The organism is uncultured Rossellomorea sp. (assembly GCF_947488365.1).
GTDB lineage: Bacteria > Bacillota > Bacilli > Bacillales > Bacillaceae_B > Rossellomorea.
Genome location: NZ_CANKZT010000003.1, coordinates 56,713 through 70,416, shown reverse-complemented (window position 1 = coordinate 70,416; position 13,704 = coordinate 56,713). Strand labels below are relative to the sequence as shown.

Genomic DNA, 13,704 nt, shown 5'->3' with positions numbered 1-13,704 from the left:
TTATTTGCATAATTAAAGAAGTATTTTATTTATTTGTTTTACCTTTAACATTGACAGTCTCCTCTATAGGTTTCAGAATAAGAGTATAAGCCAAGTTTAAAGGGAGAGTTTATGGATACACATTCGTCCGATTTATATGAATACTTAGTTGATCATGCTTTAGATTTCACTGAAGACTGGTTGAAGTTCCAGAATATTAAATCCGGATCTCACTATTCGCCTGATTCTTCGCCAGAGGTACTCAACAAAATAAAAGAACAAAACTCTAATTATGTGAAGATCATCGCCAAGTGTCTGTTACTTTCTCAAACAGAGTCAAAGGAATTGATTTCTAACTGGACTTCACAAACAGCTGCAGATCGAAGTAAATCCAGTACGACTCTCGATGAGGTTGTTCGTAACTCAGGTGTGTTCAGAAGAGTGTATTGGACGTATGTCGAAAAGTTTGTAGAAGAATCGAACGTAAACATCCAGTTGAAAGAAGTATTTGAGTGGGAACGAAAGATCAACTTCGCATTGGATTATGTGCTGGAAACATTTACTTCCACGTTCCTGAATATATTAATGGATCGACTACAAGCACAGTCTACCCTGATTAAGGAATTAAGTACTCCGGTCATTTCTTTAACTTCAGAGGTAGGACTTCTGCCTATCATCGGAGATATTGATACGACGCGCGCCCGTACGATATTAGAATCAACCCTTCAACAAAGTGCCGATGCCCATTTATCCATGTTGATCATTGACTTATCAGGTGTGGTATTGGTTGATACCATGGTCGCTCAGCAAATCTTCCACCTTATCGACGCCTTAAATCTACTTGGAGTAAAATCCGTCATCACCGGCATCCGTCCCGAGGTAGCTCAGACAGCCATTCATCTTGGATTAGATTTCTCTACCATTCACACTAAAAATTCTCTTGAACGGATTATTGCCGAAGTGATTCAGGAAAATAGCGAATTCTTGCAAGTTTAGAAAGGTAATAAATAAAACGCTCTTTCTTTAAAGTTTGTGGCTATTGTAGAGAAGAAAGTAATAGTTGATTTCCGCTCCAGGATGCTCGCTTTCCGCGGGGGCTGGCGGTGAGCCTCCTCGGCTGCGCCTCCGGGGCCTCACCTGTCCAGCTCCAGCGGCTAGCCCCTCGAGGTCATAAGCTAAATGGTCCAAGAAGGCAAAGAACGCCTTCCCGGTCCATTCATCTTATGCTTGTCGGGGCTGAGCAAGCCGCCTCCGCATTTCGGACTGTCCAGCTATTCCCGCAGGAGTCGATCATCCTTCCGCTCCAATCAACTTTCTGAGCATGTATCCTTAATGAAAATCAATATAAGTAAGAACTTTAGAAAACAACCTTATTTAAGGGTAGAGATTGTTTTCCCTTTTCTGAAAGAAGAATTGTTTTTTCTAGTTACATGGTCTTCTTGCGCAAGTTGAAGCTCTGTCACAAATATTCTGTTAAAGATGGTGAGGGGAACTGCGCAGACTCCGGCGGATTTTGGGCGTGCAGAGACCCCGTTCGGCTAAGCTGAGGAGGCTTGGCCGAACGCTAGCTGCAAGCGGAGCAGTTCCCCCTCACCATCCAGCACACACTAATTGACAGAGCCTTGCAGAACGCATGGTAAAAAGAAACAATTTTTGGGAAAAGAGCCAAATAAAAAGACTGATTCTAAAAGGGGAATGCCCTTCGAATCAGTCTTTTTTCTTATGAATAATGATGAGAAGCTTTATAGCTGGCTTTCACCATGTACTCTTGCTGAAGCAGTTTCACTTCGAATAGAGTGATCGGATCGAAATATCGTTCCGGATCGGCTTTCATTTTCTTTAGTGTTTCTTCGTCTGATGCAATATCTGTTTCTGTATCTTTAATCGTGATTTCCAGTTGATTAAATGGCTCAGCGAAGAAAGAGTGAACATCCTGCTGCAGTGATTTTTCGAACAAATCAAACTGAAGGAAGAATTTATTAACAACAGATGCCGTGATATCCTGATAATCTTCGTTCTCTAAATAGCGTTTATATTGGTTGTAGAGTAAGGACTTATTCTGAGGTAAAACACCTAACAGCTTCCCTGCACTCTTTAATAAGAACTGTGCCGGTTTAAATCGCAATAAGATATTCTCTTTATCAATCTGCGCTCTCGTTCCCATTCGGCTTACATCCCGACGCCAGTCGTCTATTACTTGAAAATCACATTGTAAAACGACTTTATCCTTACCGAATAGCTCGTTGAAGGTTTCACTCATTTCATTCAAATAATTCTGGCTGTCTTGAAGCTCCTCTTTCGAGAAGGCAAGCCACTCCTCAAGGGATTTGACATAACGAGGCATGAGATCTTCTTGTATATAGGCTTGAATACGGGTATTCATGGCTTCATTCAATTCCGTATGAATCTGTCTGAAATCACTTTCTTCACTGATCAGATCAGAGCAGCCACTAAGGATACCAGGGATCTTCTCAGAGATTTCCTTTTTCATGGCTTCTTTCTTTTGATAGAAGGAATCCTTAATGACGGAGACTTTATCGCCTTGCATGTCACCCAGGTAGTTTTCAAAGCCATTCAAACGCGACAGGATATCTTCATTCTTCTCGATTGTATCTTTCAACTCATTTTCACGATTCTTACGCTTTGAGTAAAGATCTCTTAATGTTTTTCTGACTAGATAAAATAGTTTGGCCCCACGTTCCGCTTTGAGCGCATTTCCATTCACCCTATACTGTTCCTTTAGAAATGCCTGAACATCCTGTCGTTGCAGATGAACGGCTTCCAGGGATGAATACGGTAATACCTCTGCGTCCGGGAACCATTCCCGGGCTTTGTTTCGGGCTGATTCGATGATCTCTTCTGTACGGTCAGAATGAGATACTTTGTCCATCTTATTTAATAAGAAATGAACGTTCACAGGCTGGCCGATTTCCGTTAATTTTCTTAAGGTTTGTCTGTCCTCTGCATTAAACGGGGCATCAGCATTCAATACATACAGTAATCCATCAGCTACAGGATAAAAGGCTGTCAGATCATCAAGATGCCTTTTGCCTGTTTGAACGTCAATGATGGCACTTCTATTTTTCTTAAGAAACTCAGACGGAAGCCTATATTCTACAAATGCTTCTCTTTGCATCAGTTCTTCAAAATCAGCGATGCTCTCTACTTTGTGAACTCCATGATCGTGAATCTCCTTTACTTCTACCTGCTGATCATGATAACTATAAATGATGGTGGAGTCTTCAGCCTCACCGACGCTCTCACCTAAAACGGATTGAACGAAGGAAGACTTTCCGCTTGAGCCACTCCCTGCGATTAATAAGTGGTGTTCACTCAGATCCATTAACTGCTCCGCAATCCATTTAGTTTTGTACCCTACAGGAGCTTCATTTCGTTCTGACCAATCAATAATTTTATTTAAGAAAAGGATAATGTCTTCAAAGCGTGCTTGATAGGAGTCCCCTTCCAGCAGGATCGTTTCCGCCTCTTCCGTCACCATCGGTTCAATGCTGTACGAGAATACATCGTTCCAGGCTAAAACGGCAGCTGCCGGGAAAAGTGGTTGATGATCCCTGCTCACTTTGAGCCAATTGCTCAGCATGCTTGGCATAAAATTTTCCAGGTCTTTCACTAAGTAGTTGCCTTCAAGGAATCCTACGTATGCTTCCTGGAATTGGGATAGGATGTCCTCCCATGATTCGTTGGGGAGTATTTCCACATATTCAAAGATTGTATTTACCGTCAGCATCCATTCAATATGGGCGACCGGATTGCTTCTGTAGCTTGTCCATAGAGAAGTCACGAGACCTTTGAATTGTTTACGATCCTTTTCATAAACCGCAATCAATAAATCGTAGAAATAGGTAGGCGCAAAGGAGGTCGTGTAACCTTGATCACCATATTCCCTCAGAATCATGAACCAAGCGGGATCCTGGGTCCGGATCGATTCCTGAACCGCCAGTTCCACGGCTTTATTCCAGTCCTCTTGTTCTTCATAAAAAGTCCGGGCGAGTTCAGTTACGTTAGGATAGTCCGGATCAATCGTCAATGCTTTCTCAATCGTACGATAGGCTGACTTGATCTTGTTCCGTTCGATATAAAGGGAGAATAGCTGAAGGGAAACTTCCAACGTTAAAATCGTGCTTTCCGATTGGATAGCTGTATATACATCCTCCGCTGAAGATAACATCCCCAGCTCATAGTAAGAATCCGCGATATTCTTCTTTGCCCAAGGTTCTAATTCGTTCTGTATGCTTTCCCATTTGAATATAGCCGCTTCATAGTCCTTGCTATGAAAATAGACCTCACCCTGAGCATAGCGAATGAACGTTAAATCATACGGTTCATTTTGCTGCTCTTCTACAAAAGCTTGACCAAGAACTTCAATTGGATGACGGTTCGTGTCATAGTCTACTAAAAAAGTTCCATAGAATGACTTTTCCATTAGTAATTTTTCTTCTGTCATAATGTCCTCCGTTATATGTGGATCTCCTTATTAAAGAAACCTCACAGACTAGTCTATTTCTATCATTCTAACAGAATTTCATTGGGATAAAATTTCATTTCCTTTTCAATTTCCGATTGATACTTTCTGCCGTGATTCATAGGAATCACATCCATTACAGAAGAAAGGACTATCCGTTACTAAAGGCGGCAAACACCTTCAAAAACAGATAGTCCTTTCTACTTACCACCAATATTCAGTCATCAAACTACGCTGATGTCTGGTGAACAAACTTTTTTTGTTTGCGCCCTTCCAGTATCGCTACGACTAAAGCAATGAGCAAGAATAGGCTTGATATCTGGAATAAGACACCCGTCTCAACATATTGAGCCAGCACTCCGAATACTAATCCGCTTAAGCCGATCCCAAGATCAATGGAGGAGAAAAACATACCATTTGCCACTCCCCTTCTATTGTCCGGGGTTAACGACAGTGTCCAGGATTGGAGTGTTGGAATAAGTGAACCAAACCCAACTCCAAACAAAATACCTGATACGACGATTAGGAAATCTGAATGAGCATAGGATAATACCCACATGCCGATAAAGGTAATCACGATACAAAAGAGCACAAGACCTTTAGGTCCACGTTCATCGAACCATTTCCCGGCGATCGGTCTTGATAGGGAAGCCATGATCGCATTACATAAATAGAATAAAAAGATATGCTGTATTCCACGCTCTTCTCCAAAGATGACGATAAATGTTACGATCGATCCGTATCCAAAGGTCACCATAATTGTAATAAACGCAGGGAACCAGCTGGATTTTTCAACTAAAGAGCCAAGATATGAGAACTTCAGGTCTTCCTTTTTCGTTTCTTTGACGACTTGAGGTGTTCGGTAATGAACGATTCCTAACAAAATAATCGCGATGACACCCAGAGCACTGGAAGTTATGATCAGATTCGTAAACGTCGTTACCTGGAATAAATATATTCCGAGACTCGGAGCTATGATCATTCCAATCGTAATCGACAATCCGTAATACCCCATCCCTTCACCCAGACGGGATTTCGGTACCACATCCACTGCTGCCGTCCCATTAACCGTTGTAGACCATCCCCACGCCAATCCGTGTACAAACCTGAATAAAAGAAAGATGAAGACCACACTGGACAATGGATAAATAACCGTTATCAATAATAACGAGATCCCTCCTATTAAAACGAGAGGTTTCCTGTCTCTATATTCCAACATAAATCCAATAAAAGGCCGACTTAAAACAGCACCTATGGAAAATAACGTCGTTACTAATCCAATTTCCAAACCTGAAGCCCCTATCGACTTTATATAAGGAGGAAGTGTCGGAATCAGCATCTGAAATGACATAAACACAAACAAGTTTCCTACCATTAACATAATAAAAGACCTCGTCCATAAAGGATCCTTTACCTTATCCATAAGAAAACCTCCTTCCACCATCTATCAATAATCCTCACAATACATTCAGGAAGATAATATTTCGGATTACTAAATAATAGCACATAAAACACAATTGCGATACGTTTATAATCGATGAAAACATGCTAGTTTTTTACAAATATTGCGAAGTGGAAATTGAAGGATTTTATGATTGAATTCAAGTATTTAAAGGGATAGTAGTACTAACTGTTTTTTTGGCTCATTCCGGGTAGAGAAGAAGAGCCGATAGAGAATTCATTTGCTCCTCTCGGCTCTTCTTCTCTACCCGGCCTTTCAGCGCACGCTGAAAGGCGAGTGAAACGTTCGTTTCACTCGAATGAGCCAAAAAAACAAATGCAGAATAACCCTCCCCCCACATACCATGATTCTTGGAAGAACCAACTAATTCCCAACCTTTTATTGAAAACACAAAGAATTATACTATAATAACAACATGGCTTAAATTTCTGAATAATCATATTTGTACGCCTACTCATACATAATTATTTTATATTTTTTATAATCATACAATCACGAATGGAGGTAGTTCTTTGAATTTTACGTTACGACCATTGGGCGATCATGCCGTCGTTATACAATTAGGAGATTCAATTCAGCAAGAAACACACGAAAAGGTTAAAGTCGTCACCGCCTTTTTTGAAACCCGGAAAATCGACTGGCTAGTTGAATACATACCCGCATTTACAACCGTCACACTTTATTACGACCCAATCAAAATCATAGAATCTCAAAAACCTTTTCAGAGTACATTACCGTACACAATTGTCTGTTCAGAAATTGAACATATGCTTTCCCAACTTACAATCAGTGAACAATCAGATTCCCGAATCATCGACATTCCCGTCTGCTACGGTAGAGAATTCGGACCGGACCTTGAAGAAGTCGCGAACCACAATCACATGTCTACCGAAGAAGTCATCGCGAAACATTCCAATGGTGACTACCTCGTATACATGATTGGATTCGCCCCGGGATTCCCTTATATCGGAGGCATGTCCCCGGATATTGCGACACCGAGAAGAGAATCCCCCCGCCTCAAGATCCCGGCTGGCTCAGTTGGGATTGCCGGAAAACAAACAGGCGTTTACCCGATTGAAACACCTGGAGGGTGGCAGCTGATTGGCCGAACCCCCTTAAAATTATTCAAACCAAATAACGGCGACTCACCAAGCTTACTAAAAGCAGGTGATCGAATTCGTTTCACCCCCATTTCATTTGAAGAATATAAAGCATTGGAGGAGGAACAATGATTAATGTAATGAAATCGGGCCTCCTTTCAACGATTCAGGACCTTGGAAGGTATGGCTATCAAAAATATGGCGTCATCGTGAGTGGAAGTATGGATCCACTTGCCCATAAAATCTCTAACCTGCTGGTAGGGAATGATGAGAACGAGGCCACTCTTGAAATGACACTTATGGGTCCAATGCTTGAGTTCCAGGAAACCTCCCTCATTTCGATTTGTGGAGGAGACTTATCTCCAACCATAGACGGGAAGCCGGTTCCTTTAAGGAGATCACTATTGATCAAAGCTGGAAGCGTTCTTAAATTCGGGGCATGCAAAAGCGGCTGCCGCAGTTACCTTGCGATTGCAGGTGGATTCAATGTAGCAACCGTCATGAACAGCAAATCAACTTACGTAAGAGCCGGGATTGGAGGATTGAATGGTCGTTCCTTAAAAGAAGGTGACAACCTGAAAGCCGGGACGCTTTCGAAGGAATCTGAAAATATGATCGACTATTTACTTCCCTATTTAGAGGACAATGATTTCACGGAAATTGATTGGTCGATTTCTTCTGAATTCATCTCGGCTTATCAACAGAAGAAAATCATTCGAGTGATGACCGGGGCCGAGTACGATTTATTTTCAGCAGAAAGCCGGGAACACTTTTTCAATGAACCCTTTAAAGTGTCTGCTCAATCAGATCGCATGGGCTACCGTCTGGAAGGTCCGTCCCTCCATCTCGAGAAGGATTTTGATATGATTTCAGAAGCGGTTGCCTTTGGAACCATTCAGGTTCCTTCGAATGGGAAGCCTATTGTTCTGTTAGCGGACCGGCAAACGACGGGAGGCTATCCAAGAATCGGTCAAATCGCATCAGTGGATCTTCCACTGATTGCACAGGCAAAGCCTGGAGAAGAGTTGACCTTTACGATGATTTCTCATGAAAAAGCACAGGAACTCTACATAGATCGCGAACGACAACTTAGGCATTTAAAACAAGGAATTTCCTTGAAATTCAACTAAGCAGCTATTCACATGACAGCAAAGGAGCGAACTTATTGAAGAAAAAATCAAATTTCAGCGTATTGTTAGGGGCTGCGTTCTTAATGGCCACATCCGCCATCGGACCAGGCTTCCTGACTCAAACAACCGTATTTACTCAAACCTTGGCGGCAAGCTTTGGTTTCGTCATCCTTGTTTCAATTCTCATTGATATTGGTGCCCAGCTTAATATATGGCGCATCATAGCCATTTCTGAAAAAAGGGCTCAGGATATTGCCAACGATGTCTTGCCGGGATTAGGCTACTTTCTTGCCATCCTAATTGTGCTGGGCGGATTGGCCTTTAACATTGGAAATATTGCGGGAGCTGGATTGGGTACGAATGTCCTGTTTGGTATTTCCCCTGAAATGGGCGCATTATTCAGTGGAATTGTCGCTGTAGGAATCTTCCTGGTGAAAGAAGCCGGTAGATTAATGGACAAGTTCGCCCAGATCCTCGGGTTACTCATGATTATCCTTACGGTATACGTGATGTTTACAGCAAATCCTCCTGTAGGAGAAGCCGTTACGAAAACATTCGCCCCAGACACCATTGATTTCCTGGCCATCATTACGCTGGTAGGCGGAACCGTTGGTGGATATATCACATTCGCCGGTGGTCACCGGTTATTAGAAGCCGGAATAACAGGGAAACAGGCAATTCCTGAGATCACGAAAAGCTCAGTATCTGCCATCGGTATCGCGTCCATCATGCGAATCTTCCTTTTCCTTGCTGCTTTAGGGATTGTGTCACAAGGTCTGCAATTGGACCCTTCCAACCCGCCAGCCTCCGTATTCCAACTGGCTGCAGGAGATATAGGTTACAAGATGTTCGGGATCGTCATGTGGTCCGCTGCTGTTTCATCCGTTGTGGGCGCTGCCTATACATCAGTGTCCTTCATTCGGACGTTCAGCCCGCTTCTCGAGAAATATCATAAGTGGCTAATCGTTGGATTCATTACCGTTTCAACACTAGTATTCGTCCTTGTAGGTAAGCCTGTCGCGATTTTAATCCTTGTTGGTGCACTTAACGGATTGATTTTGCCCATAGCATTAGGTGTTATGCTTATCGCCGCTCATAAAACCAAAATCGTCGGTGATTACAAGCACCCGATCTGGATGACCATTTTCGGGGCCCTCATTGTCGTGGCCATGTCTTACATGGGTGTATACTCGTTAATCAAGGGCATTCCTCAATTGTTTAGTTAAGTGGAAAAGAAGAGCCTCGATCCGTTTAGGGTCGAGGCCTTTTTGTTAAAAAAACAACAACCTCTGCGAAAAGAGCCATAAAAAAAGAGACCATTAAAGGCCTCTCTCCAAACACTACTGAATAATATTCTTCACTCGCCCGACTTGTCCATCTTCTAAACGGACTTTAATACCGTGGGGATGATTCGGTGAGTTGGTTAAAATATCTTTTACAACCCCACGTGTCAGTTTGTTTGTTCTTTGGTCTTTTTTCAGGACGATATCCACTTCAAGACCTTGTTTGATATTAGAACGCTGTTGTCCGCTCATTGTATTTCCCCGTTTCATTAGGTAATTTCCAAAAGGCTAGTCTTCATCCTTCACATCGATATCTTCCGGAATCGGTTCACTTAGATATTCAGCAAGCTGACGCTTCATTTTTTCCATCTGCTCCAGATGCTGATTGAATTGGTCCCGGTATAATAAATATTGATTTCCGTCGTGAACCGCCCGAATTTTATTTTGCTGAATGAGGCTCTCAATATACGTTTCCGGCAGTGACAGATATTCGGCTGTTTCTTTAATTGTGAGATACATCGGCTTTCTTCCTCGCTTATTCTACTAACTCAATCTTCGCAACGGCTTCACAGTGCATCGTTTGCGGAAACATATCAACAGGCTGGACCTCTTTTGTTTTATACCCGCCATCTTCTAATATTCTAAGGTCTCGTGCAAGTGTACCGGGGTTACAGGATACATAGACGACCTTCTTCGGCTTCATGGCCAGGATCGTATTTAGAAGTGCTTCATCACACCCCTTACGTGGAGGGTCCACGACAAGGACGTCAGCTCTGATCCCTTCTTTATACCAATCTGGAATGACCACCTCGGCAGGTCCTGCTTTAAACTCTACATTGGTCATTTCATTTAACTCGGCATTTTGCTTCGCATCTTCTATCGCCTGCGGGACAATTTCAACCCCGTACACTTTCTTCGCTTTTTGGGCAAGGAATAGAGAGATCGTTCCAATTCCGCAATACGCATCGATGACGGTTTCTTCTCCTTGTAAATCAGCGTATTCCAATGCTTTATCATAGAGAACCTTCGTTTGCTCAGGGTTCACCTGATAGAAGGATCTGGCGGAAATCGCAAATTTCACGTCTCCGATGTAATCATAGATCACTTCTTCCCCCCATAGAACCCGAGTGGTATCCCCCATAATCACGTTCGTTTTCTTAGGATTCACATTATGAACAACCGATTTCAATCCTTCAATATTCTCAACAAGCTCCTCTACAATCCGATTCTTATGAGGGAGCTCAGGCGTCCTTGTTACCAATACGACCATCACCTCTCCAGTCGTATACGCCGTCCGGGTCATAATGTGACGCAATATCCCCTTATGATTCTTCTCATCATAGGGACGGACCTCCAGTTTCTCGCATATATTCTTCACATGCTGAATCACTTCATCATTTTTTTCATACTGGATGATACATTTGTCCATATCGATGATTTCATGGCTTCGTTTTTGATAGAAGCCCGCTACAAAGCGCCCTTCCTTTTCCCCTACAGGCACTTGGGCTTTGTTACGATAACGCCACGGTTCTTCCATCCCCATTACCGGATGGACATGAATGTCTCCAAGCTTTCCGATACGCTGCATGACATCACGAACATTTTTTTCTTTTGCTTGCAGCTGTCCTTCATAGGTCATGTGCTGAATCTGGCAGCCGCCGCATTCTTTGTAGATCGGACATGGAGGCTCCTGGCGAAACGGACTTTCCTTGGTGCGCTCTGTCAGCCGCCCAAATCCATAGCCTTTACTCGTTTTCACCACTTTAACCTTGCCTTCCTCACCTGGTAGTGCATTGGGAACGAATAATGGGTATCCGTCCACCTTCGTCACCCCATTCCCGTCATGGGTCAGATCTTCAAATACTGCTTCATCTATATAATCATTTTTTTGAACTGGCGCTTTTTTACTCACGAATATCTTCCTTTACGAATTCCTTTTTAAGACTCTACTGATTGTACCATAAATGGAGGTGGAGAATGAAATGGATGAAGGTCCGTCCCTCTCTATGTAAAAAAGCAACGAACGCGGTGGTTCGATGCTTTTATCGTTTAGGATGATGGCATGTTTCTGCGATCTGCCTCTTGAATGGACTCTATTGCTTCGTTCAGATAAAGCTTGAATTCTTCGCCTTTTTCAATATCGCACTCTTTAAGCGATTCGTTGATACAATTGAAGTTATCAATGAGATGATCAGATTTCATGCCTCTGCTCACCAGCACGCTGTTGAGCCAAAGGGCATAGTCAGAAAAAACCTTTGATTCACCAACATCAGATGCCGATTCCAGATAGTTGAAATGGTGAATATTATCTTCATAGCATTTCTTTCGTCCGACTTCGCCGTACTTTTCATCTAATTCAGGATATCGTTCGTACAGCTTTGCCACCGCTTCTTCTATGACACTCTTATACTTACTTTCCATTAGTACGCCACCACCTTAAAGCGATGAATGGAAGGGATAATCGAAGCAAGCTCCTGATCAGGGTACTTTTTCTCCAATTCGTGAATCCGTTTATAGTCTTCACTTTGCACCCACGTCATAAAATGTTCCTTCGTATCCCATTCCATATGAACCGTGATTTCTCCCGGTTTTTTCTCATTTTGCAAGAGCAGGAATCGTTGAAACCCTTCCGCCTTGTCGACTATTCCTGAACGGGAATGGTAGATTGAAATCACCTCATCAGCCTTCTCATCAGGAACTACAAATGTTGAATGTACAATATACATTGAATTCACCCTTCCAGTGGCACTGTTGTCCGACATGCTTTTTATCCACTGTAACATAGTCGTGGAGTGGTGGGGAATACAAAATTTAACAGGAGTTACCGATTGAGAATACTTTCTTCTAAGACGTCATATTTATTTTCATAATTTTTTTCAATATGCTTCTCTCCCCATACACAGAGTGCGTCCAAAGCGTCCTTCAAAGTCCAACCGTACTCTGTCAGGGAATACTCCACTTTCGGTGGGACCTGGTGATAGACCTTTCTCTGGATCAATCCATCTTCATCTAATTCCTTCAATTGCTGTATAAGCATCTTCTGTGAGATTCCACTCATTAATTTCTTAAGTTCGCTTGTTCTTCTCGTTCCAAGAATCAAGTGGCACATAATGACCACCTTCCATTTTCCACCAATAATATCCAAAGTCGCTTCTATCGGTAAATGATACTTCTTCATTTGGACCTCCTAAGATGAATTTTCAATATGAAATAAAGGATTTTATTAAAAGTTACCGCTTAGTACCTATATCACCGGTAAGTATCAATATCACTGGAAAGTGCGTACTTTTCAAGTCTGGCAGCGTGTTGCATACTTATGTTGCTAGCGGGAAAGAGCTCAAATAATAAAATGCTTTGAAAGTGAGATGTTTGAAATGAATTAAGTTTAAAAGATAAATTAGTGCTTGTTACAGGTTCTACATCAGGAATAGGAAAAGCAACCACCATCAGTTTCTTAAAAGAAGGAGCTAAAGTCATTATCAATGGGCGCTCGGACTCTACAGTCGATGCTACCGTAAAAGAGTTGTCCTACTTTGGGACCGTTTATGGCATCCGTGCAGATGTTTCGAAGAAAGATGAGTCAGACGAATTAATTTCGAGAGTAAACGAACTAGGAGATCTGGATGTACTTGTAAACAACACCGGCGTCTTCACAGTAAAACCTTTTGAAGAAGTCACGGATGAAGAATGGCTTGAATATTATCAGATCAACGTCATGAGTGCCGTTCGCCTCTCACGGGCATTCCTTGGAAAAATGATGGACCGCAATGCAGGCCGTATCATTACGATTGCAAGTGAAGCAGGAATTAAACCGTATCCTGAGCTTATTCCGTATGGTGTTTCTAAGACTGCTCTTATCACGTTATCCAGAGGTCTTGCTGAGGTGGCAAAAGGAACAAATGTAACTGTCAACTCTGTTCTGCCGGGACCAACATGGACAGAAGGATTCGGCACATTCATCACAGACTTAGCGAATGAAAACGGTCAGGATCTGGACATATTTATCACTGAATATTTTAAAAACGATCAACCAACTTCCCTTTTACAACGCTATGCAACAGTGGAGGAAGTGGCTGATACAATTGTTTTCCTGGCTTCCGAGAAAGCTTCCGCCATCAACGGTGCAGCTCAACGTGTCGAAGGCGGCATCATCCAGAGTATTCTATAAGACCTATTCTTTTAACAGGTTCATGTAATTCTTCATTTTACTAGATTTGATGTTAAAACTTACCTCGTTTTATCCGATGAACAAAGGGTAAAATGGTAT

The 13,704-nt window shown here is 42.4% G+C and carries 13 protein-coding genes; 5 read left to right on the top strand and 8 right to left on the bottom strand.

The genetic code is table 11. From position 1 onward, the window contains the following. Positions 1 to 111: 111 nt before the first annotated feature. On the top strand, positions 112 to 975 hold the full coding sequence (locus Q1B03_RS11620) for an STAS domain-containing protein (RefSeq protein ID WP_299741361.1): 864 nt from the start codon (positions 112 to 114) through the stop codon (positions 973 to 975). 724 nt (positions 976 to 1,699) lie between these two features. On the opposite strand, the gene Q1B03_RS11615 is transcribed toward Q1B03_RS11620, so the two are convergent. Further along, on the bottom strand, positions 1,700 to 4,444 hold the full coding sequence (locus Q1B03_RS11615) for a GTP-binding protein (protein WP_299741360.1): 2,745 nt from the start codon (positions 4,442 to 4,444) through the stop codon (positions 1,700 to 1,702). A 247-nt stretch (positions 4,445 to 4,691) separates the two neighbouring features. Continuing rightward, positions 4,692 to 5,885 (bottom strand): MFS transporter, encoded by a 1,194-nt coding sequence (locus Q1B03_RS11610; protein ID WP_299741359.1) that lies wholly within the window; start codon positions 5,883 to 5,885, stop codon positions 4,692 to 4,694. A gap of 551 nt (positions 5,886 to 6,436) precedes the next feature. Here Q1B03_RS11610 and pxpB point away from each other — a divergent pair. From pxpB to Q1B03_RS11595, 3 genes are all read left to right on the top strand, one after another. Next, positions 6,437 to 7,156 (top strand): 5-oxoprolinase subunit PxpB, encoded by a 720-nt coding sequence (gene pxpB, locus Q1B03_RS11605; RefSeq protein WP_299741358.1) that lies wholly within the window; start codon positions 6,437 to 6,439, stop codon positions 7,154 to 7,156. After that, on the top strand, positions 7,153 to 8,154 hold the full coding sequence (locus Q1B03_RS11600; RefSeq protein ID WP_299741357.1) for a biotin-dependent carboxyltransferase family protein: 1,002 nt from the start codon (positions 7,153 to 7,155) through the stop codon (positions 8,152 to 8,154). The genes pxpB and Q1B03_RS11600 overlap by 4 nt, the downstream gene beginning before the upstream one ends. 83 nt (positions 8,155 to 8,237) lie before the next feature. Then, positions 8,238 to 9,380 (top strand): NRAMP family divalent metal transporter, encoded by a 1,143-nt coding sequence (locus Q1B03_RS11595; protein WP_299742599.1) that lies wholly within the window; start codon positions 8,238 to 8,240, stop codon positions 9,378 to 9,380. 114 nt (positions 9,381 to 9,494) lie between these two features. On the opposite strand, the gene Q1B03_RS11590 is transcribed toward Q1B03_RS11595, so the two are convergent. The 6 genes from Q1B03_RS11590 to Q1B03_RS11565 form a co-directional block, all read right to left on the bottom strand. Continuing rightward, positions 9,495 to 9,689, bottom strand: coding sequence for a YwbE family protein (locus tag Q1B03_RS11590; RefSeq protein WP_299741356.1), 195 nt, complete (start codon positions 9,687 to 9,689; stop codon positions 9,495 to 9,497). Between the two features lie 36 nt (positions 9,690 to 9,725). Further along, a complete protein-coding gene (locus Q1B03_RS11585) occupies positions 9,726 to 9,956 on the bottom strand; it encodes a helix-turn-helix domain-containing protein (RefSeq protein ID WP_299741355.1) in 231 nt (76 codons plus the stop codon). Between the two features lie 16 nt (positions 9,957 to 9,972). Then, entirely contained in the window at positions 9,973 to 11,349 is a 1,377-nt protein-coding gene (gene rlmD, locus Q1B03_RS11580) for a 23S rRNA (uracil(1939)-C(5))-methyltransferase RlmD (protein ID WP_299741354.1), read from the bottom strand. 137 nt (positions 11,350 to 11,486) lie between these two features. Continuing rightward, on the bottom strand, positions 11,487 to 11,858 hold the full coding sequence (locus tag Q1B03_RS11575; protein ID WP_299741353.1) for a hypothetical protein: 372 nt from the start codon (positions 11,856 to 11,858) through the stop codon (positions 11,487 to 11,489). Continuing rightward, the gene (locus Q1B03_RS11570; RefSeq protein WP_299741352.1) at positions 11,858 to 12,163 is read right to left on the bottom strand and encodes an antibiotic biosynthesis monooxygenase; all 306 of its coding nucleotides are present in this window, start codon (positions 12,161 to 12,163) and stop codon (positions 11,858 to 11,860) included. Before Q1B03_RS11570 ends, Q1B03_RS11575 begins: the two co-directional genes overlap by 1 nt. Positions 12,164 to 12,258: 95 nt before the next feature. Then, complete coding sequence (locus tag Q1B03_RS11565) at positions 12,259 to 12,615, bottom strand: helix-turn-helix domain-containing protein (RefSeq protein ID WP_299741351.1); 357 nt, start codon at positions 12,613 to 12,615, stop codon at positions 12,259 to 12,261. A gap of 222 nt (positions 12,616 to 12,837) precedes the next feature. Between Q1B03_RS11565 and Q1B03_RS11560 the strand changes: the two genes are divergently transcribed. Then, on the top strand, positions 12,838 to 13,605 hold the full coding sequence (locus tag Q1B03_RS11560) for an SDR family NAD(P)-dependent oxidoreductase (RefSeq protein ID WP_299741350.1): 768 nt from the start codon (positions 12,838 to 12,840) through the stop codon (positions 13,603 to 13,605). Positions 13,606 to 13,704 lie beyond the last annotated feature (99 nt).

What these genes read in the sequence shown, in the direction of transcription:
- Q1B03_RS11610 (WP_299741359.1), bottom strand. Translation starts at nt 5,885, where the DNA reads ATGGATAAGGTAAAGGATCCTTTATGGACGAGGTCTTTTATTATGTTA.
- Q1B03_RS11620 (WP_299741361.1), top strand. Translation starts at nt 112, where the DNA reads ATGGATACACATTCGTCCGATTTATATGAATACTTAGTTGATCATGCT.
- Q1B03_RS11570 (WP_299741352.1), bottom strand. Translation starts at nt 12,163, where the DNA reads ATGTATATTGTACATTCAACATTTGTAGTTCCTGATGAGAAGGCTGAT.
- Q1B03_RS11615 (WP_299741360.1), bottom strand. Translation starts at nt 4,444, where the DNA reads ATGACAGAAGAAAAATTACTAATGGAAAAGTCATTCTATGGAACTTTT.
- Q1B03_RS11600 (WP_299741357.1), top strand. Translation starts at nt 7,153, where the DNA reads ATGATTAATGTAATGAAATCGGGCCTCCTTTCAACGATTCAGGACCTT.
- Q1B03_RS11575 (WP_299741353.1), bottom strand. Translation starts at nt 11,858, where the DNA reads ATGGAAAGTAAGTATAAGAGTGTCATAGAAGAAGCGGTGGCAAAGCTG.
- Q1B03_RS11595 (WP_299742599.1), top strand. Translation starts at nt 8,238, where the DNA reads ATGGCCACATCCGCCATCGGACCAGGCTTCCTGACTCAAACAACCGTA.
- Q1B03_RS11565 (WP_299741351.1), bottom strand. Translation starts at nt 12,615, where the DNA reads ATGAAGAAGTATCATTTACCGATAGAAGCGACTTTGGATATTATTGGT.
- Q1B03_RS11585 (WP_299741355.1), bottom strand. Translation starts at nt 9,956, where the DNA reads ATGTATCTCACAATTAAAGAAACAGCCGAATATCTGTCACTGCCGGAA.
- Q1B03_RS11590 (WP_299741356.1), bottom strand. Translation starts at nt 9,689, where the DNA reads ATGAGCGGACAACAGCGTTCTAATATCAAACAAGGTCTTGAAGTGGAT.